Genomic DNA, 22731 nt, shown 5'->3' with positions numbered 1-22731 from the left:
CTAGGGAAAGCGCTACGCGCTTTTCCCGGGAAAACCGCCCCACACTTTTCCTGGAATTGCTTGCTTAGCCGGTTAACCGGAGGAAAAATGGCTGACGACGCGGATGTGATCATTATCGGCGCCGGCCTTGCCGGGCTGGTTGCCGCCGCTGAGCTTGCCGAGGCCGGCAAGAAAATCATCATCGTCGACCAGGAGCCGGAGCAATCGTTGGGCGGTCAGGCGTTCTGGTCGTTCGGCGGACTTTTCCTCGTCGATTCGCCGGAGCAGCGGCGCATGCGCATCCGCGACTCCCATGATCTGGCGCTCGAGGACTGGATGGGCACCGCCGCTTTCGACCGGCCGGAAGACCATTGGCCGCGCAAATGGGCGGAGGCCTATGTCGGCTTTGCCGCCGGCGAGAAGCGCTCCTGGCTGATCGAGCGCGGCCTGAAGTTCTTTCCAGTCGTCGGCTGGGCCGAACGGGGCGGCGGCAATGCCATCGGCCACGGCAATTCGGTGCCGCGCTTCCACGTCACCTGGGGGACCGGCCCCGGCGTGCTCGAACCTTTCGTGCTGCGCGTGCGCGAGGCGCAAAAGCGTGGATTGGTCGACTTCAGGTTCCACCATCGTGTCAATGCGCTGACGCGGACGGGGGCAGCCGTGACCGGGGTACAGGGCGATATCCTGCAGCCGAGCACTGCCGAGCGTGGCCACAAGAGCTCGCGCGAGGTCTCAGGCGATTTCGAGCTTCATGCCCAAGCCGTAATCGTCGCCTCCGGCGGCATCGGCGCCAACCACCAGCTGGTGCGGGAAAACTGGCCCAAGCGGCTGGGCAACGCGCCGAAGCGCATGATCACCGGCGTGCCGGACCATGTCGATGGCCGCATGCTGGCCATATCGGAACAGGCCGGCGGCTCGATCATCAACCGCGACCGCATGTGGCACTATGTCGAGGGCATCAAGAATTGGGCGCCTATCTGGACCGATCACGCGATCCGCATCCTGCCCGGCCCGTCCTCGCTGTGGCTCGATGCGCGGGGAAAACGCCTGCCGGTGCCGCTCTATCCCGGCTTCGACACGCTGGGCACGCTCAGCCACATCATGAGCACCGGCTTCGACTATTCCTGGTTCATCCTGACGAAGAAAATCATCCAGAAGGAATTCGCGCTGTCGGGCTCGGAGCAGAACCCCGATCTGACGGGAAAAAGCTGGCGCAAGGTGCTCGGCCGCGCCACGAGCGGAATCCCCGGTCCGGTCAAGGCGTTCATGGAAAAGGGCGAGGACTTCATCGTCGAGGCCGATCTTCCGAAACTGATCGCGCGCATGAACGCGCTGGCCGGCGGCGAACCGCTGCTTGACGTCGCAACGGTCGAGCGCGAAATCCGCGCCCGCGACAGGCAGCTCGACAATCCGTTCTCCAAGGACATGCAGATCACCGCGCTGCGCGGGGCGCGGGCCTATCTCGGCGACCGGCTGATCCGCACGGCAAAGCCGCACAAGATGCTCGACCCCGCGAATGGACCGCTGATCGCGGTGCGCCTCAACATCCTGACCCGCAAGACCCTGGGCGGCCTGCAGACCGATCTCGACAGCCACGTGCTCGATGCCGACGGCCAGCCGGTGCCGGGCCTCTATGCCGTCGGCGAAGCCGCCGGTTTCGGCGGCGGCGGCGTGCATGGTTACGCGGCGCTCGAAGGCACGTTCCTGGGCGGTTGTATCTTCTCGGGCCGCAGCGCCGGCCGGGCGGCGGCACGCTCGGTGGCCTGAGGCGGCAACGGCTTGCCGGCACTTGGCTGAGCCGCCGCCATCGACCGTGCAACCAATAAACCGCAGCTTAGGAGATTTGGCGCGCCCGAAGAGATTCGAACTCCTGACCCCCAGATTCGTAGTCTGGTGCTCTATCCAGCTGAGCTACGGGCGCGCATCAGGCCATGTTTTCGACGGCCCCGCGATCCGGTCCGAAAGACCGGCCGCGAATGTGTGCAGTTCCCTAACGACTGAATTTACGAAAAGCAAGCCGATCCGGCAAAAGTTTTGTCGCAAGCCTGTCACGCGGCGATGCCGGCGCCGATCTCGGCACTTCGAGCCGCTGTGGGGCCGGCCTAAATCCAGACAGCGGACGATCGGGAACGGTTGGGGAGAGCGACGGGGAAAGGCACAGCACGAAACCCTCAGGCCGGGCGGCGCAGGCCACCACGGGCCTGGTCGAGCCGCACCGGCTGGTCGGGGATGGTGACGGCGAATGTGGTGCGCCCGCCGATCGATTCGACCAATTCCACCGTGCCGCCATGCGCCCGGATCAGTTCGTGCGCGATCGCAAGGCCAAGGCCGGTGCCGCCGCTGCGCGCCGAGCCGCGAAAGGCCGCGAACAGGTTTTCGCGCGCCTTCGGCGGCAGGCCGGGACCTGTGTCGGTGACGGCGATGCGGCTGACACTGCCCATGCGCTCGGCCGAGACCGCCAACCGCCGCACCACGGCGCTTTCGGTGTCGGCCGCCATCGCCTGCACCGAGTTGCGGCAAAGATTGGTGAGCACCCGGAAGAGCTGGTCGGAATCGGCATCCACCTCGAAAGCCATCTCGACGGCGTTGATGAACTCGATGCCCTCCTCGATGTCGAGCAGGCCGTGCACCTCCTCGACCAGTTGGCGCAGCCTCACCCTGCGGCGCGAAGGCGGCGGCTCCTGCGTGCGGCCGTAATGAAGCACGCCCTCGGAATAGGAGACGGCGCGGTCGAGCGCGCGCAACAGTTTTGGCGCGAAGGCCTGCACGGTCGGATCCTTGACCTGGCGCAGGCGGTCCGACATCAGCTGGGCCGAGGCCAGGATGTTGCGCATGTCGTGGTTGATCTTCGATACCGCCAAGCCCAGGTCGGCAAGATGCTTCTGCTCGGCCAGCATCCTTTGCAGCCGCTCCTGCATCTGCGACAGTTCGCGCTCGGCCACGCCGATCTCGTCGGCGCGGTCGGCGGGGTGAATGATCCGCCCGGGGTCATCGGGAGCCTCGGAGAAGGACAGCATCGAGCGCGTCATGGTGCGGATCGGGCCGATCATAATCAGGTCGATCGCGGCATAGACCAGCATGGCCGTGAACAGCGAGATCAGGAGCGAGACGAAGGCGACGTTGCGCGAGTAGATGAGCATGGCCTTGCGCAGGGAATAGTCCGGCATGATCAGCTCGAACTCCTTGTCGCTGTCGCCGACCGGTCCGAAAACGCGCAGCATCCTGTCGCCGCCGAAAAACAGCGTGTCCAGCGCGCCGGTCATGCCCTTGACCATGCCGACGCTGGCGAGATCGATGTGCTCGTCGACCTGCGGCGGCATGTCGGCCACCACCAGAAGCCGCGAGACGCCGCCGTCGCGCACCGCGATCGCCTTGGCGCCGATGGCCATCAGCACGTCATTCTGGGCCGTGCGCGACAGCGACGTCGAATCGCCCTGCACCAGCACGATCGACACGGCGGCGGCCGTGCTCAGCCTCTCCTTGAGCCAGCTCAGCCTATAGCTGGCAATCCAGGGCAGGAAGATCAGCACTTCGGCCAGCAGCACGAAAACGATGGTGAGCAGCAGCAATTTGGTCGACAGACCGCGCGACAGCGGTACCGTGCGGACGGCTGCTGGCGCCGTTCCGGTTCCTTCCCCTGCTTGGCTGGCTTCGCTCATGCGACTCGATCTTCACAATCACTTGATCAGCCAAGATTAGGCGATTACGGCTTTTTTGCCAATTTCCCCCTTGGTCGGAAAAATAGATGCTCCAAAAGAGGTGCGTCTTTAGCGCGCCGACGCCGGATTGACTTCCAAAACCCTTCTTTCTATAAGCCCGCTCACGCTCGGGCCATTCGTCCCGGCGCGGTTTCGATCGCGCCAAAGCCGGCCCGGCAAAGCTCCTGTTACAAAGTGACAGAATCAAGAAGGGCCGCACCCCGCGGTATTAAAACAAATGAAGCGTACCTACCAACCGTCCAAACTCGTCCGCAAACGCCGGCACGGCTTCCGTGCCCGCATGGCCACCAAGGGTGGTCGTGGCGTCGTCGCAGCTCGCCGCAACCGCGGCCGCAAGCGGCTCAGCGCCTAAGCGAGACGAGATCGTTGCCCGCAACCGGCAAGCCAGTGGGGCAAAATCCCAAGCGGCTTCTGAAACGCGCGGAATTCCTGGCCGTCCGTCGTGGTGAAAAGCGACGCGGACGGTTTTTCCTCGTCGAGGTCCTCGACCGCGGCGACGGCGGGGTGCCGCGCGTCGGCTACACCGTCACCAAGAAGGTCGGCAACGCTGTTGTGCGCAACCGCGTCAGGCGGCGGCTGAAAGAGGCCGTCCGCGTCCATGCGGCAGATGACATGGTGCCCGGCAATGATTATGTCATCGTCGGGCGCGATGATGCGCTGCGCGCGCCTTTCGGCCAGTTGAAGGCCGAACTCTCCCGCCGACTTCGCGGAACACGATAGGCCAAGGGCTCTCGATGGAAAACAACCGGAACTTCTTCATCACCATCGCGCTGTCGGTGCTGATCCTGGCGGTATGGCAGTACTTCTACGTGCTGCCGCGCAGCGAGGCCCAGCGCGAGGCCGCCAAGGTCGAGCAGCAGCGCGTCGAGGAACAGAAGAAGGCGGCCGAAGCGGCCAATCCGGGCGCATCGACGCCGGCCCCAGGCACTACCGCCCCGGGCGCCATTCCCAACGCCCCCGGCGGTGACGTCGTCACCGCGGCCGGCCGCGATCAGGCGCTGGCGGCATCCAAGCGCGTCAAGATCGACACGCCGAGCCTCGAGGGCTCGATCAACTTGACCGGCGCGCGGCTCGATGACCTCAAGCTCAAGCACTATACCGAGACCGTCGACAAGAATTCGCCCGAGATCGAACTGCTCAACCCGCAGGCTCTGCCCACGGGCTATTTCGCCGAGATCGGCTTTGTCGGCAACGACAAGACCGGCGCGGTGCCGGGTGCCGAAACGGTGTGGAGCGTGGACGGCAATCCGACGCTGACCCCGTCGACGCCGGTGACGCTCACCTATACCAACGACAAAGGCCTGACCTTCAAGCGCACCTTCTCCGTGGACGTCAATTACATGTTCACGGTGTCGGACACGGTGCAGAATTCCGGCTCGAGCGCGGTTTCGCTGTTCAATTACGGCCGCGTCACGCGCTACGACAAGCCGGCCGTCGCCAGCACCTATGTGCTGCATGAAGGCCTGATCGGCGTTACCGGGACCGAGGGCCTACAGGAGCACAAATACGCGGCGATCGAAAAGGACAAGCAATACCAGCCCGGCAAGTCGACCGACGGCTGGCTCGGCATCACCGACAAATACTGGGCGGTGACGCTGGTGCCGACCGAGAAACAGCCGTTCCAGCCGCGTTATGCCTATTTCGAGGACGGCCGCCACCGCTACCAGTCCGACTTCCTGACCGACCCGATCAATGTCGAGGCCGGCCAGTCGGCGACCGTCGAGACCGAGGTCTTCGCCGGTGCCAAGGAAGTCGCCAAGATCAACGCCTATGCCGAAGAGCGCCACATCAAGCGGTTCGACCTGCTGATCGACTGGGGCTGGTTCCACTTCATCACCAAGCCAATGTTCTGGCTGATCGACACGCTCTACAAATTCCTTGGCAATTTCGGCCTGGCGATTCTCGCCACCACCGTCATCGTCAAGGCGCTGTTTTTCCCGCTCGCCAACAAGTCCTACGCGTCGATGGCGAACATGAAGAAGGTGCAGCCCAAGATGCTCGAAATCCGCGAGAAATACGCGGACGACAAGATGAAGCAGCAGCAGGCGATGATGGAGCTGTACAAGACCGAGAAGATCAATCCGCTCGCCGGCTGCTGGCCGGTGGCGCTGCAGATTCCGGTCTTCTTCTCGCTCTACAAGGTGCTCTACATCACCATCGAGATGCGCCACGCGCCGTTCTTCGGCTGGATCCAGGATCTGGCCGCGCCCGATCCGACATCGATCTTCAACCTTTTCGGGCTGGTGCCGGTCACGCTGCCGCACATGCTGATGATCGGCGTCTGGCCGCTAATCATGGGCGTCACCATGTTCCTGCAGATGCGCATGAACCCGACGCCGCCGGATCCCACGCAGGCCGCGATCTTCACCTGGATGCCCGTCATCTTCACCTTCATGATGGCCGGGTTCCCGGCGGGTCTGGTCATCTACTGGGCCTGGAACAACACGCTGTCGATCCTGCAGCAGGGCGTGATCATGAAGCGCCAGGGCGCCAAGATCGAACTCTGGGACAATCTGGTGGCGTTGTTCCGCAAGAAACCCTCGCCGGCGGAATAGCCGGCGCCTTTTTGGCAAAAGAGCCCGCCCGGCAGACTGAACCATAAGTGGGCGGTTTGGGCAGGGGCGGATTTGACGGCTGGGTCCTGTGTTCCACAGGGCTCAGCCTTTTAATTTCAGTGATGCAGCGTGCGATGCCGTGGTCCGGCACGCGCTAGGGACCAGGGACCGAACCGGCATCCTCCTGGCCTGCCGTCATTGATGGCAAACCAGCCGAACCTCGCTGCTGCCGGATTGCCCCGCATGGAACTTATCCTGCATTCAAGAGTTCGCGCAAAAGGCTTCCTAAAGCTCCCGCGTGGGAGGATCAGGTCGACGCGCCTGTCCAAATTCAAGGCAGTGCAGCGGATCGGCCTCATCATGCTACTTGCAGCGAGGCATTCCGATGAGCAGCAACATTCACCCAAAGACACGCAAGCCCTCCGACAAGGATTTGAAGCAGAATCCCGGAATTGGCGCCTCCAGGGGCACGATCAAGGGTGGCAATCTTCTCGAAGAGGACGAGGAACTGGACGGCGAGAATACTTTCAAGGGAGATGTCGATAACGACACCACGCCGCAAGGCGGGGTCAATCCCCGGCAGACCGGGCGAACCAACGAATAGGAGCCTGGCACGACCGGCGCCCTGATTGGAGGCTGTTATGCTGGATTTCGAACACGCCAGGCATCGGATGGTGGAGGCGCACATCGCGCGCCGCGGTGTGAATGACAAGCGGGTTCTGAATGCGTTGCGCCGGGTCGCGCGGGAGCAATTCGTCGACGAGGGTTTTGAGGAATTCGCCTATGAGGACAGCCCGCTGCCGATCGGCAGCGGACAGACGATCTCCCAACCCTTCATCGTGGCGAAAATGGCTGAGATGGCCGAGATCGAGGCGACCGATCGCGTGCTGGAAATCGGCACCGGCTCGGGCTACGCGGCAGCCGTACTGGCCGAACTTGCTGAACACGTTTTCACCGTCGAGCGGCATCGATCGCTCGCGCAACAGGCGGAACGGCGGCTCAATGCCGCCGGTTACCGAAACATCGAAGTCAGGGTCGGCGACGGCACGAAAGGCTGGCAGGAAAAGGCACCCTTCGACGCTATCGTCGTCGCGGCCGCCGCCAAGTCCATTCCCCTCGGCTTGCAGGAGCAGTTGGAGATCGGCGGCAGGCTGATCATTCCGGTCGGTGAGGACCCTTACTCGCAGCGCCTCGTTCGCCTCACGCGGATTGCGGCAAACAAGTTCGAGGAGGAGGATCTCGGTGGTGTCATGTTCGTGCCGCTGATCGGCGAGCATGGCGGGCACGAGGAAAACGCGCCGTCGGCGCGCGAGATACGCCCTCCTCCATTGCCGCGGCAAATCGCGCGGGCGGCCGAAGATTTGCCGCCGATCGACGATCCGGCCTTCGGCGCAATGTTCGACCGGTTCGGCAGCCGGCGCGTCGTCCTGCTCGGGGAAGCCAGCCACGGCACTTCGGAATTCTATCGTGCCCGCGCGGCTGTCACCCGACGCCTCCTCCAGCGACACGGGTTCACCATCGTGGCCGTCGAGGCGGACTGGCCGGATGCAGCACAGATCAACCGGTATGTGCGCGCAGAGGAACGGCAGTCGAAGGCGCAGCCGTTCTTCCAGCGCTTCCCGACCTGGATTTGGCGCAACACCGAGGTGTCCGAATTCATCGGCTGGCTACGCAACTACAATCGGGACTTGCCCGATCACGCGAAGGCAGGCTTCTACGGACTCGATCTCTACAATATGAGCGGCTCGATCGCCACGGTGCTTGCCTACCTAGACAAGGTCGATCCCGAAGCGGCCGCCGTAGCGCGCGAGCGCTATGGCTGTCTGATGCCCTGGCAGAACGAGCCCACCACCTACGGGCGCGCGGCGCTGCGGCCGGGCTACAGAACCTGCGAAGAGGCCGTGGTGCGACAGTGCATGGATCTGTTCGAGCGATCCATGGCCGAAGGCGACGGCGCTCTGCTCGACGCCAAACAGAGTGCACGTCTGGTCGCATCGGCCGAGCGGTACTACCGCGTGATGTATTATGGCGGCGCCGAGACCTGGAACCTCCGCGATCGGCACATGTTCGAAACGCTCGATCAGCTTCTCGAAGCGCATGGATCGGATTCGAAGGCCGTGGTGTGGGCGCATAACTCGCATATCGGCGACGCGCGGCATACCGACATGGGTATCGTCCGCGACGAGTTGAACATCGGCCAGCTCTGCCGGGAACGCTTCGGTGCGCGGACGGCGCTGATCGGTTTCGGAACAGATACCGGTACCGTCGCCTGTGCCTCGGATTGGGACGGTGAGATGGAGGTGAAGGACGTGAATCCTTCGCTGCCGAACAGCTTCGAGCGACTGTGTCACGACAGCGGCAAACCATCGTTCCTGCTGGATTTTGGGCGCCATGGCCAGCTCGGCGACGATCTGGCGGCGCCGAGGCCGGAACGCTATATCGGCGTCATCTACCGGCCGGAGACCGAACGGCTCAGCCACTACATGGACTCGTCCGTCTCCCGCCAGTTCGACGCCTTCGTCTGGTTCGATCGAACGTCCGCTGTTACGCCGCTCACAATGTCGGCCGACAGCACCGGCAAGATACCGGATACATTTCCGTTCGGCATCTGAATGTCCGGAACTCGATGCCAGTGCGTTGGCGGGTCAGACTGTCCTCAACCGCACCGCCTGTCGAAAGCGCCTGGCTCGTCCGGGCTTTTTCTCTGGGCGGCATCCGTTCACGTTCCCGTGATCGGCGAAACTGAAAGCGCTCGCGCGGCGTGACTGCTTGTGCGTTTCCAAAGGCTATCAATTCCGATCAGCCCTCACCCGGAGGAAGACCACATGCGCTTGCCCACATTCAGGACCATCGCCGTATCAGCCCTTGTCGCCGGCATGGCGATTTCCGCTCCCGCCTATGCCAAGAACCCGAATGTCGGCGGCGCGCCGATGTACGCCACCAAGAACATCGTCGAGAACGCGGTCAAGTCGAAGGACCACACGACGCTGGTCGCCGCCGTCAAAGCGGCCGGCCTGGTCGACACGCTGCAGGGCGCTGGCCCCTTCACCGTCTTTGCACCGACCAACGAAGCCTTCTCGGCACTGCCGAGCGGCACGGTCGACACGCTGCTGAAGCCCGAGAACAAGGACAAGCTCACCAAGGTGCTGACCGCACATGTCGTGGCCGGCAAGATTTCCGGCGCCGAGATGATGGAGAAGGCCAAGGCGATGGGCGGCAAATACGAGATGAAGACCGTCTCGGGCGACACGCTCACCGTCGAGATCAAGAAAGGCAAGCTCTACATCATGGACGAGTCCGGCGGCGAGGCGAAGGTGACGATCGCCGACGTAAACCAGTCGAACGGCGTCATCCACGTCGTCAACAAGGTTCTGTTGCCGAAGTAGCGGCTTCCGGCGAAAAGGGGCGCTGGCGGATCGTTGGGGCTTTCTCGGTCCGCCATCCCCGCCTCATGACGAGGTGCCATGTTTCTTGGGAAGCCCTATCGGCGAGGCCGGGGTCCTGTCGTCCCTCGCGGGACCCCGGTTTCTTTTGCTCCCTGTGAGGACGGATTGGCCTCAGCGGCGGTCCACCTTCGACCGCTTCCACCGCCTCGAACGGTCTGGTCTATCAGGGCAATGGGTTCGACAGGCGCGCTGTCCAACCCGATCGTGATCCGCCGCGGCGACAAATCAGCTTGTCCGCCACGGAAGACTCGCTCCCCGGCCGATTGGTGCTATAGGGCGGATCACGCTATTTTGAGCAGGCGCCTCCGGTCACGGATGCGCCTCTCTGCCAGTTCCCGGACGAACCCACATGAACGGACCCAATCCCGGCATCAAGCACCCGATCCCGATGCACACGCGCGTCGGCTTCCTGAAACCGCTGGTGACAGTGCCGAATATCGAGATCGGCGACTTCACCTATTATGACGACCCGGACGGGCCGGACAAATTCGCCGAAAAATGCGTGCTGCATCACTATCCCTTCATCGGCGACAAGCTCATCATCGGCAAGTTCTGCGCCATCGCCGAAGGCGCACGCTTCATCATGAACGGCGCCAACCATGCCATGTCCGGCTTTTCGACCTATCCGTTCAACATTTTCGGTCATGGCTGGGAAAACGGTTTTGACCCGGCGACCTGGTCGAAGGAAGTGCGCGGCGATACCGTGGTCGGCAGCGATGTCTGGATCGGCATGGAGGCGGTGATCCTGCCTGGCGTGGAAATAGGCCATGGCGCCATCGTCGCCGCCAAATCGGTGGTGACGCACGATGTGCCGCCCTATGCGATCGTCGCCGGCAACGCGGCGAAAGTGGTCAAGATGCGTTTCGACGACAGGACGATCCGGCGGCTGCTGGCGGTGGCATGGTGGGATTGGCCGGTGGACAAGGTCGGCCGCAACCTCGACGCCATCAGGGGCGCCGATATCTCTCTTCTGGAGGCAGCAGCTTGAACGTTCCCAACAGCACCGCGATCGGCACCGACCTGTTCACGCGCGGGTGGATCTTCATCCGTGGTGTGCCGGCCATGAAGTTCCTGCCGCCGGAAGGGCCGCCCGAAATCGCCTTTGCCGGCCGCTCCAATGTCGGCAAGTCGTCGCTGATCAATGCCCTGGTCAACCAGAAGGGGCTGGCGCGCACCTCCAACACGCCAGGGCGCACGCAGGAGCTCAACTATTTCGTGCCGGACGGGTTTTCCGGCGAGGGCACCGACCTGCCGCCAATGGCGCTGGTCGACATGCCGGGCTACGGCTACGCCACGGCGCCCAAGGAGAAGGTCGACGAGTGGACCAAGCTGGTCTTCGATTATCTCAAGGGCCGGGTCACGCTGAAGCGGGTCTATGTGCTGATCGATGCCCGCCACGGCATCAAGGCCAAGGACGACGAGGTGCTGTCGCTGCTCGACAAGGCGGCGGTGTCCTACCAGATCGTGCTGACCAAGACCGACAAGATCAAGGCCGCCGGCGTGCCGCGACTGATCGAGGAGACGCTGGCCAAGATCAAGAAGCGGCCGGCGGCGTTTCCGTTCGTGCTGGCGACCTCATCGGAAAAAGGCGAAGGTCTCGAGGAACTGCAGGCCGCGATCGTGCTTGCGGCCAATGGCGGCTAGTCATCCTACGCGATCCGTTGACCGCGCCCTGGCAATCCGTCAACATCGCAATGCCGTTCGAGGGCAACCGGATGCGTATCGTTTTTCGTTGTGATCCCGCGCTTGCCGAAATGCTGCCTCGGCCGGTTCCCGCGCGCGGCGTCCTGCCCGACTGGCTCCGCAAGATGCCTCCGAGAGCCTATTCGGAAATCCATGGGCGAGAGATCAGGACGGTAAAACAGTGTCCGCCCTTCGTCGATGCCATGACGCATGGCTTCATGATCCCGCTGCCATGCGACGTGACCGTTGAGAACGGGGCCTTTGAATGGCGGTGGGACATCGCCGAGCCGTCAACGAAGGGCCACCCGCGTTCGCCGCTCAGCTTCCATGTCGCTGAACAGCTCGCCGGCGCACCGTTATCGAATGGGCTGGCGGCCATAAAATTCAACAGTTTCTGGACGATCGAGCTGGAGGAAGGCTGGTCCCTCTTCGCCACCCATCCGGTCAACCGCGATGATCTTCCTTTCCGCCTGGTGACTGGTGTGGTCGATTCAGATCACTTCCAGGACGCCGGCATCAATTTCCCGGCGATTTGGACCGACCAGGGTTTCTCCGGCGTGCTGGCGAAGGGCACACCGATTGCGCAATGCTTTCCCGTGCCGCGCGCCGCGCCCGAACTTGTCTTCGAAAGCTTCGATGCCGTGCGCAAAGCCTCCTATGAAAAAACCGTCGCCGATGTTCTTGCCGAACCCGGCGTCTACCGGAAGCAGTTTCGCGTAAAGCGCGCCCGCTAACCTGCAAGCAAGCCCTTCAACGTTTCGCGATCGATCCAAAGCTTGCCGTGCGGCGCTGACGTCAGGGCCATCGCGATGATGCCGAAGGTTGTGGCGCGCTGCTCGTAGGCCGCTCGATAGGCCTCGATCGCGGCGTCCATGTCGCCCGCTTCCTGAAGCACTACCCCCAGATTGACCGCCGCCTCGGCGTTGTCGGGGCGTATCTCCAGCGCTTTGCGATAGGCGGCCGCTGCCCCCACATGATCATGCAGATCCTGCCTGACAAGGGCGAGATCGAACCACGCCGATGCAGGCGCGTTTCCCTTTACGGCCCGCTCCAGCAAAGGTGCCGCGTCGGCGGGCATTCCCTCCTCGAACAGCATGCGGCCCAAACGCGCTGCCGCCTCCGCCGACAAGGGATCGGCAAGTGTCACCTGTCGCCATGCCTCGAGCGCCTGGGTCCGATCGCCTGTCTCATCGAGCGTTCGCGCCCGCTCGATGAGCACAGCGGCACCAGGCGCCAATTCGGCCGCGCGTGAGAAATGGAACAGCGCTTGGTCAAAATCCCGTGCCGCCCGCGCCAAGCGGCCGGCGAGCAATTGAGCGGACGCGTTGTCAGCCCGGATCGCCAGACTTGCCTGAATATGGGAGCGGGCTCCCGAAATCTCTCCCTTGGCGAAAAGAACGGCGGCCATGAGGTGGTTGACGGCAGGGTCGTCCGCCGCCTGGCGAAGAGCCTCCTCGCAAAGCAGCCGTGCCTGCTCGTGGCGACCGGCGTTGAAGTCCGCCACGATGCGTCGCATCTCATTCTGGAGCTTCGGAACGCCCATCCCGATCTGCCTTCACACTCGCGAACGAGAACCATTCCCGCGGAATGATCAGTTCTACCCACATCCAGACGTCGACGCTCAGCGCCTTGAGGTCAAGCCGGCTTCCGCAAAAAAATGGACGGCCGTTTCGGAGAGTCCTGTCAGGACGAATGTAAGGTCTTTTCTTCCTCTGCCAGCCTTTCGGTGCCGTAGGCTTTCAGGAACATGTCGACGCCGGACCTGACGATGTGGTCGATCTCGTCCTGGGTCGGGGCCTTCGTTCGGTAGGCGAAGATGCACTGCCGGAAAAGACCGGCCAGGCACAATTCGGTGAACTGATAGGCGGCGAGGTCGACATCTTCGATCTCGAGCAGGCCGCGCTCGATGGCGGCATTGAGGAATGTCACGACCTTGTCATGGCCGCGCTTGGGCCCGCGTTCGTAAAATCGGGCCCCCATGTCCGGTATCCTGTCGGAGGCGCCGATAACCGTACGCTGCGCCTGGATGACCCTGGCCGAGGTGATCTTCATGGACAGCACCTTGCCGAACTTGATCAGCGTCTGGCGCAGGTCGTCGGCGCGTTCGAGCATGTCGTACATGTTCTTGAAGATGGTGCCGCGCTCTTCCTCGATCAGCGCCTCGAACAGCTCTTCCTTGTTGGCGAAATAGACATAGATCGTGCCCTTGGAGACGCCGGCCTCGCGCGTGATGTCGTTCATCGAGGCGGCCTCGAAGCCCTTTTCAATGAAGACACGACGGGCGCCGTCGATGATCTGGCTGCGCTTGACCGGGTCCTGTCCAGCCGCCGGCCGGCCGCGGCGCAGACCTTCCAGCAGGTCTTCGCACGCGTCGATGTCGGCGTTGCCCACGATCTCACCCATATAAGTCGCACCTCGAAATAATTCGAACCAACCGGTTCGATTGCCTCTTGATATGGTCCTCTTTACGCGCTATGTCAACGGCCGGATCGAACCGAACGGTTCAGTATTATAACATTAGAGAGATGTCATGTCCTCGAACACGCCCGCCACCGCCGAAGTCCGTCCTTTCCCCAACGCCAAGGTTGCCCCGGCGACGGAAGCACCCGATGTGCATGTCCAGCCGGCAGTCGCACCGCCGCCGGAGGCCGAAGCTCCGGCCAAGAACAAGCGCTCGGTACGCTCTTTCCTGCTGCCGATCATCGGCCTTGCCCTCTTGAGCGGCGGCGCCTGGTACGGCTATGACTACTGGACCACCGGTCGCTTCATGATCTCGACTGACGATGCTTATGTCCAGGCCGACATGTCGTTTGTCTCGCCAAAAATTTCCGGCTATGTCGATCAGGTTCTGGTCAGCGAGAACCAGCAGGTGAAGGCCGGCGATCCGCTGCTGACGATCGATGCCGGCGATTACAAGATCGCCGTTGCCCAGGCCGAGGCGCAGATCGCCACACTGGCCAAGACGCTCGACCGCATCGACGCGCAGACCAAGGCCGCGCAGGCCTCCCTGCAGCAGGCACAGGCGCAGAAGGTCGCCGACCAGGCCGCCGCTGACAATGCCGGCCGTGCCCAGCAGCGCGCCGCGCAACTGGTCAAGACGCATGTCGGCACGCAGGCACAGCTGGACGACGCCCAGACCGCGCTCGACCAAGCCAAGGCCGCGCTCGTCGGCGCCGATGCGCAGATCGCCGCCGCGCAGGCCAATATCGGCGTACTCGAGGCGCAGCGCGCAGAATCCGCCAGCACACTGGCATCGCTGCAGCTCGGCCGCGACAAGGCCGCGCGCGATCTCTCCTTCACCGTGCTCAAGGCGCCGTATGACGGCGTCGTCGGCAACCGCTCCGTCGAACAGGGCGATCTGGTCAGCCCCGGCCAGAAGCTCGCCGTGGTCGTGCCGATGGACAAGCTCTATATCGTCGCCAATTTCAAGGAGACGCAGCTTGCGCGGCTCGTGCCTGGCGAAAAGGTCAACATCTCGGTCGATGCCATTGATGGCCACCCCATCCAGGGGACCGTCTCCTCGCTGGCGCCGGCGTCAGGCGCGGTGTTCTCGCTGCTGCCGCCGGAAAACGCGACCGGCAACTTCACCAAGGTGGTGCAGCGCGTGCCGGTCCGCATCGAGGTGCCGGCCGACGCGCTGAAAACCGGCAAGCTGCGCGCCGGCTTGAGCGTCGTCGTCGCCGTCGACAGCCGCACCGCGCCTGCCGCGACCAGTAACTAATCGCTTTTCGGAGGGCGGCTTGGTGGCTGATTGAAGCACCGAGCCGCCCGGCCTGCCTCAAGGAGGCTCAGGACATGGCAACCGCAACCATCACCGCAGGATCGCCGCCGGCGATACCGGCCGCGCCCGACACCATCTCGACCCGACGCGTCATCGCCTTCCTGGCGATGGTGTTCGGCATGTTCATGGCGATCCTGGATATCCAGATCGTCTCGGCCTCGCTGGCCGAGATCCAGGCCGGCCTCAGCGCCAGCTCCGACGAGATACCGTGGGTGCAGACGGCCTATCTGATCGCCGAGGTGGTCATGATCCCGCTGTCGGGCTTCCTCAGCCGGATGCTGTCCACGCGCGTGCTGTTCACCGTCGCGGCCGCCGGCTTCACCGCGGCCAGCGCCCTTGCCGCGACCGCCACCAACATCGACCAGATGATCGTCTACCGCGCCGTGCAGGGTTTCATCGGCGGCGGCATGATCCCGAGTGTCTTTGCGGCGGCCTTCACCATCTTCCCGCCCTCGCGCCGCGCCATCGTCTCGCCGATGATCGGCCTGGTGGCGACGCTGGCGCCGACCATCGGCCCGACCGTCGGCGGCTATATCAGCCACGCCTTTTCATGGCACTGGCTGTTCCTGGTCAATGTCGTGCCCGGCATTCTGGTCGCGACCGCGGCCTGGTCGCTGATCGATTTCGACAAGCCCAATCTCAAGCTGTTCTCGAAGTTCGACTGGTGGGGTCTCGCCGGCATGGCCGCCTTCCTCGGCTGCATGGAATATGTGCTCGAGGAGGGTCCGAACAACGACTGGCTGCAGGACCAGGCCGTGTTCATCTGCGCCATCGTCATGATCATCGGCGCGGTGATCTTTTTCTGGCGTGTCTTCACGGCCGAGGAACCGATCGTCGACCTCAAAGCCTTCAGCAACATAAATTTCGCCTTCGGCTCGCTGTTTTCCTTCGTCATCGGCATCGGCCTCTATGGCCTGACCTATCTCTACCCGGTCTTCCTCGGGCGCATCCGCGGCTACGATTCGATGATGATCGGCGAAGCGCTGTTCGTCAGCGGTCTGGCCATGTTCTTCACCGCGCCCATCTCCGGCATCCTATCGAGCAAGATGGATCTGCGGCTGATGATGATGATCGGCCTGTTCGGCTTCGCCACCGGCACCTGGTGGATGACGCATCTGACCGCCGACTGGGACTTTTACGAGCTGCTCATCCCGCAGATCCTGCGCGGCTGCTCGATGATGCTGTGCATGGTGCCGATCAACAATATCGCACTCGGCACCTTGCCGCCGGACCGGTTGAAGAACGCGTCCGGACTGTTCAACCTCACCCGCAACCTTGGCGGCGCCGTCGGTCTTGCCATCATCAACACCGTGCTGATCGATCGCAATGCCTTCCACTATGCCCGGCTCTCCGAGCATGTGCAGTGGGGCAGTGCCGCCGCGCAGACCAAGCTGCAGAACATGACGCTCAATTTCGAGCAGACCACCGGCCTGGATGCCACAAGCGCGGCGATCTCCAAGCTGTCGGGCATGGTCCACCAGCAGGCGGCGCTCCTGTCTTTCATGGATGTGTTCTATCTGCTGACCGTACTGTTCGGGACGCTGGGCTTCTTCACCATGCTGATTAGGAAGCCGGGCGCGCCCGGTGGTGGCGGCGGCGGGCACTGAAGCAAAGAAAAAGTGGGCAGCGGTTTCGGGAAGCTCCTCCAGTCCACGCCCGAAAAGCTCTGACCACGCAAAAAACTCCGGGCCGCAAAGCCCGGAGTTTTTTATTGCCTTGATATCGTCAGGCGGTCGCCGGCTTGAAGGCCAGCGCCACGCCATTGATGCAGTGGCGCAAGCCGGTCGGCGCCGGACCGTCGTCGAAGACATGGCCGAGATGGCCGCCGCAGCGGCGGCAATGCACTTCGGTGCGGGTCATGCCCAGCGACCGGTCCTCGGTCTTGCCGATGCCATTGGCGATCTCCTGCCAGAAGCTCGGCCAGCCGGTGCCGGAATCGAATTTCGTCTCCGATGGGTAGACCGGCAGGTCGCAGCCGGCGCAGGCGAAGATGCCCTTGCGGTGTTCGTTGAGCAGCGGGCTGGTGCCTGGATACTCCGTGCCTTCCTTGCGCAGCACGTCGAAGGCGGCCGGCGACAGGATGGCTTTCCATTCGTCGTCTGTCTTGGTGATCTCGAATTTCTCGGCGGCTTGTGCGGCCTGCGGGCTGCCCATGCGCAGCATCGTTGCCGCGGCCCCTAGGACGCCGATAGCGGCGGCACCACTCAAAAGAAAGTCGCGACGGTTCATGACCAGTTCCTCCTGTCGTCTGTTTTGCCAAACTATGCCGCCGCCCGAAAGTCAAAAGCCGGTGACGGTTGCCCCCAAAACGAGACTCCGCGCCGTACACGGTTGACCGTGGGCGGCACGGAGCATTCGTGTCGATTGCGGAGCAGGGGAGCGAGACGACGCGATCGACGGAGGGCTCTTGCAGCGGGTTCGTCCGCGGCAAGCTCCTTGTTACATTTTCGGCTCCATCACGTTTTCGGGAGCAGAACCCTGTCCGAACGGGTCGATCAGATGCCCTTCAAATCGCCTGCGGCGACGACGGGGCCGGTCGGCTGGCCGGTCGGCGAGCCTCCGACAGGCTCAAGGCTGACGGCCAGCACGGCGCCCCGCGCGAGTTTCTGCTGCACCGCCGGCGCAACGGTCACATGCGCGGTCTGGCCGGCCGCGATGACGCCCATCGAGACCGGAGCATTCTTGCCCTCGATCATCCACAGCTCGAAGTCCTTGCCGGCGGCGCGCTCGCCGGAGACGAGGGAGAGACCGACATCGTGGCGGGCAGCGTCGTAGACGGCCAGATATTTGACGTCGCTGCCCTCGGCCGCAAGCGAGGCGACAAGGCGCGTCTGCGGCTGTGCGGCCGGTGGGTTGAGGTAGGGGACGGCGATGTAGAGCGCCAGAGCAGCGACAGCCGCCGCCGCAAGGCCGCGCCAGAAGGCGAGGCTGGACCACAGGCCGGCGGGTGCTTGAGGTGACGTAGCCGATGTCGACGAGAACAGCCGGCGATCGATCGCCGGCTTCACCGAAGCCGGCGGCTCGATTTCCGGATAGGCTGCGGCCAGCGACGACAGGCGAACTTCCCAATCGTCGACGAGCCGCGCGAAATCGGCTTCGGAATCGATGCGCCTGGATGCTATCTGCCGCTCTTCCGCCGACAGAACGCCAAGAACGTATTCGGCGGCGAACAGGTCGTCGCCCCCACGTTCCGGTCCGTTGTCCTCTGCCAGCGTCATCTTTCCAGACATTCTCTGAGTTTCATCAGGCTGCGGCGCAGCCAGGTACGCATCGTATTCAACGGCACGCCGTGGCGTTCCGCCAGTTCGGCATAGCTTTCGCCCTTGAGGTAAGCACCGCGGACGGCCGCCGCCCGGTCCGTTTCCAATTCATCGAGACAGTGGTGGATGCGTCCGAATTCATCGCCCGCCACCGCCATCGCTTCGGGTCCCGGCGCCGGATCGGCCACCTCGAGCGCGGCATCTATATCGACGGCAGGCTTGCGCCGCGCCCTGATGCGATCGATCGCATGATTGCGCGCGATTGCCACCAGCCAGGAGATCGGGCTCAGATCGGAGACAGCAAAACGGTCCGCCTTCGTCCAAATCTTGACGAAGACTTCCTGCAGCGCTTCTTCCGCATCTCCCCGGTCGTTCAATACACGAAGGCAAACGCCGAAAAGTTTCGCACTGGTCTGCCGGTAGAGCAGGTCGAATGCGGCCCGATCCTTCATCGAAGTCCGGACGATCAGCTTAGTGATGTCCTGCGGCGTCATGCGCGCCAAATTAGGCAAAAGCGTTGTATTTGCAACGACGGAAATATTCCGCGCCCCTAAAGTTTGGGCGTCCGCACACGTGCCTCGGGGCAGTGTCCCAGTTTGAAATTCAAAATTGGCAATCGCATTTGAGGCGATGACCCCAACATGCTAGGCTTTTAGCGGAAAGCAACGGAGATTTGTCATGGGGTTGGTGGTCGCCAAACCTGAGGATGTCGCACCTGCCTTTGCCGATGCTTGGAACAGACATGACATGGACGACTTCGCAGCGTTGTTTGCCGACGACGCTAATTTTGTCAATGTCGTGGGCATCCGGTGGAAGAACCGCACCGAGATCGAAAGGGCGCACCGCGCAACTCATCAAACCATCTTTCGTGACAGCCGATTGGAGGGTGTTATCTCGTCGGTTGTTGAATTATCCTCCGGCCTTGCATCCGTGCACTATACATGGATCCTGACCGGCGCATCCACTCCGGACGGCTCATCCGCCGGAACACGAGAAGGCATTCTGCTTCTGGTTGTGAAGGAAGAACAATCGGGCTGGCGGATAAAGGTTGCCCAGAACACCGACATCGTCCCGGGGGCGATTGCTCCCCCTCCCACCGCTAGAAGATAGCCGTCTTACAAAAAGTCGCCGCTCAACTTCCAAACCGAGACACTATTGGCCTGGATTGCCAAGGGAATCGCCGCTGGCTAGCTTGGCGGACGTGGGGGGAGCGCGCATGTCGGTCGAACGGATCCTGTGGGAAGAAGACGCAACCGGTCTTGCCGGTCTGGTGCGCAAGGGTGAACTGTCGGCGATCGAGTTGACCGAGGCGGCGATCGCCCGTGCCGAGGCCACCCGCCCCGAAATCAATGCAACGGCAGAGCCGCTCTATGAGTCCGCACGGACCCGCGCGAAGAGCATCGACCGTTCCTTGCCGCTGGCCGGCGTGCCCTTTGCCATCAAGGATCTCGGCATCGCCATCAAAGGGGTGCCGTCGCATGGCGGAAGCCGCATTCCGGCCTGGGTGCCGGATTTCAACTCGGTGATGACCGAGCGCTATCTCGCGGCCGGGCTGATCCCGATCGTCACCTCGACGTCGCCCGAGCACGGGCTGCGGCTGATGACCGAATCCAAAGCCTTCGGCATAACCCGCAATCCCTGGAATACCGGCCACACCACCGGCGGCTCGTCGGGCGGTTCGGCAGCGCTGGTCGCCGCCGGCGTCGTGCCGGTGGCGCACGCCTCGGATGGCGGCGGCTCGATCCGCGTGCCGTCGGCCTGCAGCGGGCTTGTCGGCCTCAAGACCTCGCGCGGCCGCATCCCGCTGTCGCCGCTGGTGAGCGAAAGCTGGTACGGCATGGTCGTCGATCACGCCGTCACCCGCTCGGTGCGCGACTGCGCACTGCTGCTCGACCTCACCCATGGTCCAGACACGCTGGCGCCCTATGCCGCGCTGCCGCCAAAGGGCACATTCGCTGCGGCTGCCGCGCGCGATCCCGGCAAGCTCGGGCTGGCGGTGTACCGCAAGTCGCCGCTTGGCCTGCCGATTTCGGCCGAGACGCTCAGGGCGCTCGACATTGCCGTGGCGCTCGCCCGTGAAGGCGGCCATTCGGTCGAGGACATCGAGCTGCCCTTCATCGGCCGTGATTTCTTCGCCGACTTCTGCACCACGGTCGCCTCCGCCGTCGCCGGCTCGTTGCGGTCCGAAGCGCTGCGCGTCGGCCGTTCCGTGACGGGCGACTTAGAGCGCGCCACGCGGGTGCTCGGCCGCTTGGGCGAAATGGTCTCGGCCGGCGAGACCTATGCCGGCCTGCAGCGGCTGCACGCCGCCTCGCGGCAACTGATCGAGGAGACCGCGCGCTATGATGCGGTGCTGATGCCTGTCATCGCGCACCCGCCGCTCGCCTGCGGCGCCATGGATCCGAAAGGCGCCGACGAACTGATCGAAAACCTGCTCGACAAGCTTCACCTCACCGCGCTGCTCAGGATCAAACCTCTGTTCGGCCAGCTGATGGACAAGAGCCTTTGGTTCACGCATTGGCCCGCGATCCACAATGTCAGCGGCCAGCCGTCGATCGCGCTCCCAGTCCATGTCACGGATGCCGGCCTGCCGCTCGGCATCCAGGCCGCCGGCCGTCCGGGTGACGAGGAAACGCTTTTGTCACTCGCCGCGCAGATGGAGAAAATCTCGGGCTGGCCGACACGGCGGGCGCCGCTGATGGTGCCGTCATAATGACGACATCGTGAACCGCTCGAATATGGCAGCAATGCCATTTGCGGCTCGCGTCAATTGCCGCTAAGACGCCGCCGTCTCCACCTGATGCATGTCGCCCAAAAGTGCCCAGCGGTTTGGGACAACGACATGCATAGAACCAGAAGCCAGGGAACCACGCCGATGACGGACGTCGCCGCCACCGCCGAAATGCAGGCCGCCCTCTTGTCGCGCGCGCTGCCCTACATGCAGCGCTACGAGCACAAGACGGTCGTGGTGAAATATGGCGGCCATGCCATGGGTGATCTCGAACTCGGCAAGGCCTTCGCGCGCGACATCGCGCTTCTGAAGCAATCCGGCGTCAACCCGATCGTCGTCCATGGCGGCGGCCCGCAGATCGGCGCCATGCTGGCCAAGATGGGGATCGAATCCAAATTCGAGGGCGGCCTGCGCGTCACCGACCAGAAGACGGTCGAGATCGTCGAGATGGTGCTGGCCGGTTCGATCAACAAGGAGATCGTCGCGCTGATCAATGCCGAGGGCGAATGGGCGATCGGCCTGTGCGGCAAGGACGGCAACATGGTGTTCGCCGAAAAGGCGCGCAAGACCATGATCGACCCCGATTCCAACATCGAGCGTGTGCTCGATCTCGGCTTCGTCGGCGAACCGGTCGAGGTCGACCGTACGTTGCTCGACCTTCTGGCACGCTCCGAAATGATCCCGGTGCTGGCGCCGGTGGCGCCCGGCCGCGACGGTCACACCTACAACATCAACGCCGACACTTTCGCCGGCGCCATTGCCGGTGCCTGCAAGGCCTCGCGCCTCCTGTTCCTCACCGACGTGCCGGGCGTGCTCGACAAGGACAAGAAGCTGATCGACGAGCTGACGGTCGCCGAGGCCAGGGCGCTGATCAAGGACGGCACGGTCTCGGGCGGCATGATCCCAAAGGTCGAGACCTGCATCGAGGCCATTGAGCGCGGCGTCGAAGGCGTCGTCATCCTCAACGGCAAGACGCCGCATTCGGTGCTGCTGGAACTTTTCACCGAACACGGCGCCGGCACACTGATCGTGCCCTGATATTTTGCCCTTCGGCGCCTGGCGTCCTCAGTCCGGCAGAGCGGCGACGGCCACGATCTCGATGACGAGATCGGGATGCGCAAGTGCTGCAACCCCGATCACTTCCGATGGCGGCGGATTGTTGTAGCTGCAGTGCTTCGGGCAGTGCTCGGCGAAGAATTCGTCCATGACGTCCAGCCGGAAGTTGGGCGAGCTCAGCGCGCCGCCGTCTGGAAACGGCCCTTTGACGTACTGTGTGATCTTGACGAGATATTCGAGCGAACTGCCGAGTTCTTCCAGGTCCGATTTGATGTTCTCCAATATGGATCGCCATTGCGTCGCCGCGTCGCCAACGGCGCCACCCTTGCCGCTCGACGGGTCATAGTTCTCTGCCGTGCCCGTATTGCCGGCAAGGAAGACATATCCCTTGGCGCCGGTCACGACGGTGCCTTTGCCCCAAGGCATAAGCCGGCCGCCTTTCATCTGCTTATGCGTGACAAGGTCCATCGCTTCCTCCTGCCAGTCACCATCGTCCGATCGCTGGAAATTAGCGCGTGCAC

The 22731-nt window shown here is 63.4% G+C and carries 22 protein-coding genes and 1 tRNA gene; 15 read left to right on the top strand and 8 right to left on the bottom strand.

Going from position 1 to position 22731, the window contains the following annotated elements:
- Window positions 1–87: 87 nt before the first annotated feature.
- On the top strand, window positions 88–1746 hold the full coding sequence (locus FJ492_RS03355; protein ID WP_140768475.1) for an FAD-binding dehydrogenase: 1659 nt from the start codon (window positions 88–90) through the stop codon (window positions 1744–1746).
- Between the two features lie 77 nt (window positions 1747–1823).
- Here the strand turns inward: FJ492_RS03355 and FJ492_RS03350 are convergent.
- Both FJ492_RS03350 and FJ492_RS03345 read right to left on the bottom strand, forming a co-directional pair.
- Window positions 1824–1900 (bottom strand) — tRNA-Arg (locus FJ492_RS03350).
- 250 nt (window positions 1901–2150) lie between these two features.
- Complete coding sequence (locus FJ492_RS03345; protein ID WP_140508425.1) at window positions 2151–3638, bottom strand: HAMP domain-containing sensor histidine kinase; 1488 nt, start codon at window positions 3636–3638, stop codon at window positions 2151–2153.
- Between the two features lie 277 nt (window positions 3639–3915).
- Between FJ492_RS03345 and rpmH the strand changes: the two genes are divergently transcribed.
- The 9 genes from rpmH (at window position 3916) to FJ492_RS03300 (ending at window position 12116) form a co-directional block, all read left to right on the top strand.
- Window positions 3916–4050 carry a 50S ribosomal protein L34 gene (gene rpmH, locus FJ492_RS03340; RefSeq protein ID WP_008833937.1) on the top strand — a complete coding sequence of 45 codons (135 nt, stop codon included), beginning with the start codon at window positions 3916–3918 and terminating at the stop codon, window positions 4048–4050.
- Between the two features lie 14 nt (window positions 4051–4064).
- On the top strand, window positions 4065–4418 hold the full coding sequence (rnpA, locus tag FJ492_RS03335; protein ID WP_027040889.1) for a ribonuclease P protein component: 354 nt from the start codon (window positions 4065–4067) through the stop codon (window positions 4416–4418).
- A 14-nt stretch (window positions 4419–4432) separates the two neighbouring features.
- Window positions 4433–6253 (top strand): membrane protein insertase YidC, encoded by a 1821-nt coding sequence (yidC, locus tag FJ492_RS03330; RefSeq protein WP_140768473.1) that lies wholly within the window; start codon window positions 4433–4435, stop codon window positions 6251–6253.
- Between the two features lie 385 nt (window positions 6254–6638).
- A complete protein-coding gene (locus tag FJ492_RS03325; protein WP_140768471.1) occupies window positions 6639–6857 on the top strand; it encodes a hypothetical protein in 219 nt (72 codons plus the stop codon).
- A 37-nt stretch (window positions 6858–6894) separates the two neighbouring features.
- The gene (locus FJ492_RS03320) at window positions 6895–8865 is read left to right on the top strand and encodes a protein-L-isoaspartate(D-aspartate) O-methyltransferase (protein ID WP_140768469.1); all 1971 of its coding nucleotides are present in this window, start codon (window positions 6895–6897) and stop codon (window positions 8863–8865) included.
- A 213-nt stretch (window positions 8866–9078) separates the two neighbouring features.
- On the top strand, window positions 9079–9639 hold the full coding sequence (locus FJ492_RS03315) for a fasciclin domain-containing protein (RefSeq protein WP_140508415.1): 561 nt from the start codon (window positions 9079–9081) through the stop codon (window positions 9637–9639).
- A gap of 409 nt (window positions 9640–10048) precedes the next feature.
- A complete protein-coding gene (locus tag FJ492_RS03310) occupies window positions 10049–10687 on the top strand; it encodes a CatB-related O-acetyltransferase (RefSeq protein ID WP_140716260.1) in 639 nt (212 codons plus the stop codon).
- On the top strand, window positions 10684–11343 hold the full coding sequence (gene yihA / locus FJ492_RS03305) for a ribosome biogenesis GTP-binding protein YihA/YsxC (protein ID WP_015314400.1): 660 nt from the start codon (window positions 10684–10686) through the stop codon (window positions 11341–11343). The genes FJ492_RS03310 and yihA overlap by 4 nt, the downstream gene beginning before the upstream one ends.
- 71 nt (window positions 11344–11414) lie before the next feature.
- The gene (locus FJ492_RS03300; protein ID WP_140768467.1) at window positions 11415–12116 is read left to right on the top strand and encodes a hypothetical protein; all 702 of its coding nucleotides are present in this window, start codon (window positions 11415–11417) and stop codon (window positions 12114–12116) included.
- Here FJ492_RS03300 and FJ492_RS03295 read toward each other — a convergent pair.
- Window positions 12113–12925, bottom strand: coding sequence for a tetratricopeptide repeat protein (locus tag FJ492_RS03295; RefSeq protein ID WP_246675870.1), 813 nt, complete (start codon window positions 12923–12925; stop codon window positions 12113–12115). The genes FJ492_RS03300 and FJ492_RS03295 overlap by 4 nt on opposite strands.
- A gap of 140 nt (window positions 12926–13065) precedes the next feature.
- Entirely contained in the window at window positions 13066–13785 is a 720-nt protein-coding gene (locus tag FJ492_RS03290; RefSeq protein WP_140508410.1) for a TetR/AcrR family transcriptional regulator, read from the bottom strand.
- A gap of 127 nt (window positions 13786–13912) precedes the next feature.
- On the opposite strand from FJ492_RS03290, the gene FJ492_RS03285 reads away from it, so the two are divergent.
- Entirely contained in the window at window positions 13913–15103 is a 1191-nt protein-coding gene (locus FJ492_RS03285) for an HlyD family secretion protein (RefSeq protein ID WP_140508408.1), read from the top strand.
- Window positions 15104–15177: 74 nt separating this feature from the next.
- On the top strand, window positions 15178–16770 hold the full coding sequence (locus tag FJ492_RS03280; RefSeq protein ID WP_140768465.1) for a DHA2 family efflux MFS transporter permease subunit: 1593 nt from the start codon (window positions 15178–15180) through the stop codon (window positions 16768–16770).
- 118 nt (window positions 16771–16888) lie between these two features.
- On the opposite strand, the gene msrB is transcribed toward FJ492_RS03280, so the two are convergent.
- From msrB to FJ492_RS03265, 3 genes are all read right to left on the bottom strand, one after another.
- Window positions 16889–17392 (bottom strand): peptide-methionine (R)-S-oxide reductase MsrB, encoded by a 504-nt coding sequence (msrB, locus tag FJ492_RS03275; protein ID WP_140768463.1) that lies wholly within the window; start codon window positions 17390–17392, stop codon window positions 16889–16891.
- Between the two features lie 266 nt (window positions 17393–17658).
- On the bottom strand, window positions 17659–18381 hold the full coding sequence (locus FJ492_RS03270) for an anti-sigma factor (RefSeq protein WP_140768695.1): 723 nt from the start codon (window positions 18379–18381) through the stop codon (window positions 17659–17661).
- Window positions 18378–18917 (bottom strand): sigma-70 family RNA polymerase sigma factor, encoded by a 540-nt coding sequence (locus tag FJ492_RS03265; protein ID WP_027143843.1) that lies wholly within the window; start codon window positions 18915–18917, stop codon window positions 18378–18380. The genes FJ492_RS03270 and FJ492_RS03265 overlap by 4 nt, the downstream gene beginning before the upstream one ends.
- A 184-nt stretch (window positions 18918–19101) precedes the next feature.
- Here FJ492_RS03265 and FJ492_RS03260 point away from each other — a divergent pair, with 184 nt between their 5' ends.
- From FJ492_RS03260 to argB, 3 genes are all read left to right on the top strand, one after another.
- On the top strand, window positions 19102–19533 hold the full coding sequence (locus FJ492_RS03260; protein WP_140768461.1) for an SgcJ/EcaC family oxidoreductase: 432 nt from the start codon (window positions 19102–19104) through the stop codon (window positions 19531–19533).
- Between the two features lie 106 nt (window positions 19534–19639).
- A complete protein-coding gene (locus FJ492_RS03255) occupies window positions 19640–21136 on the top strand; it encodes an amidase (RefSeq protein WP_140768459.1) in 1497 nt (498 codons plus the stop codon).
- A gap of 162 nt (window positions 21137–21298) precedes the next feature.
- Window positions 21299–22192, top strand: a complete 894-nt coding sequence (argB, locus tag FJ492_RS03250) for an acetylglutamate kinase (protein ID WP_027143840.1) — start codon at window positions 21299–21301, stop codon at window positions 22190–22192.
- Between the two features lie 27 nt (window positions 22193–22219).
- Here argB and FJ492_RS03245 read toward each other — a convergent pair whose 3' ends face one another.
- Complete coding sequence (locus tag FJ492_RS03245) at window positions 22220–22678, bottom strand: RidA family protein (RefSeq protein WP_140716246.1); 459 nt, start codon at window positions 22676–22678, stop codon at window positions 22220–22222.
- Window positions 22679–22731 lie beyond the last annotated feature (53 nt).

It is taken from the genome of Mesorhizobium sp. B2-5-4, assembly GCF_006441095.1.
GTDB classification, from domain to species: domain Bacteria; phylum Pseudomonadota; class Alphaproteobacteria; order Rhizobiales; family Rhizobiaceae; genus Mesorhizobium; species Mesorhizobium salmacidum.
Note: the sequence above shows the minus strand (reverse complement) of the source record. Positions and strands in the feature narration are given on the sequence as shown.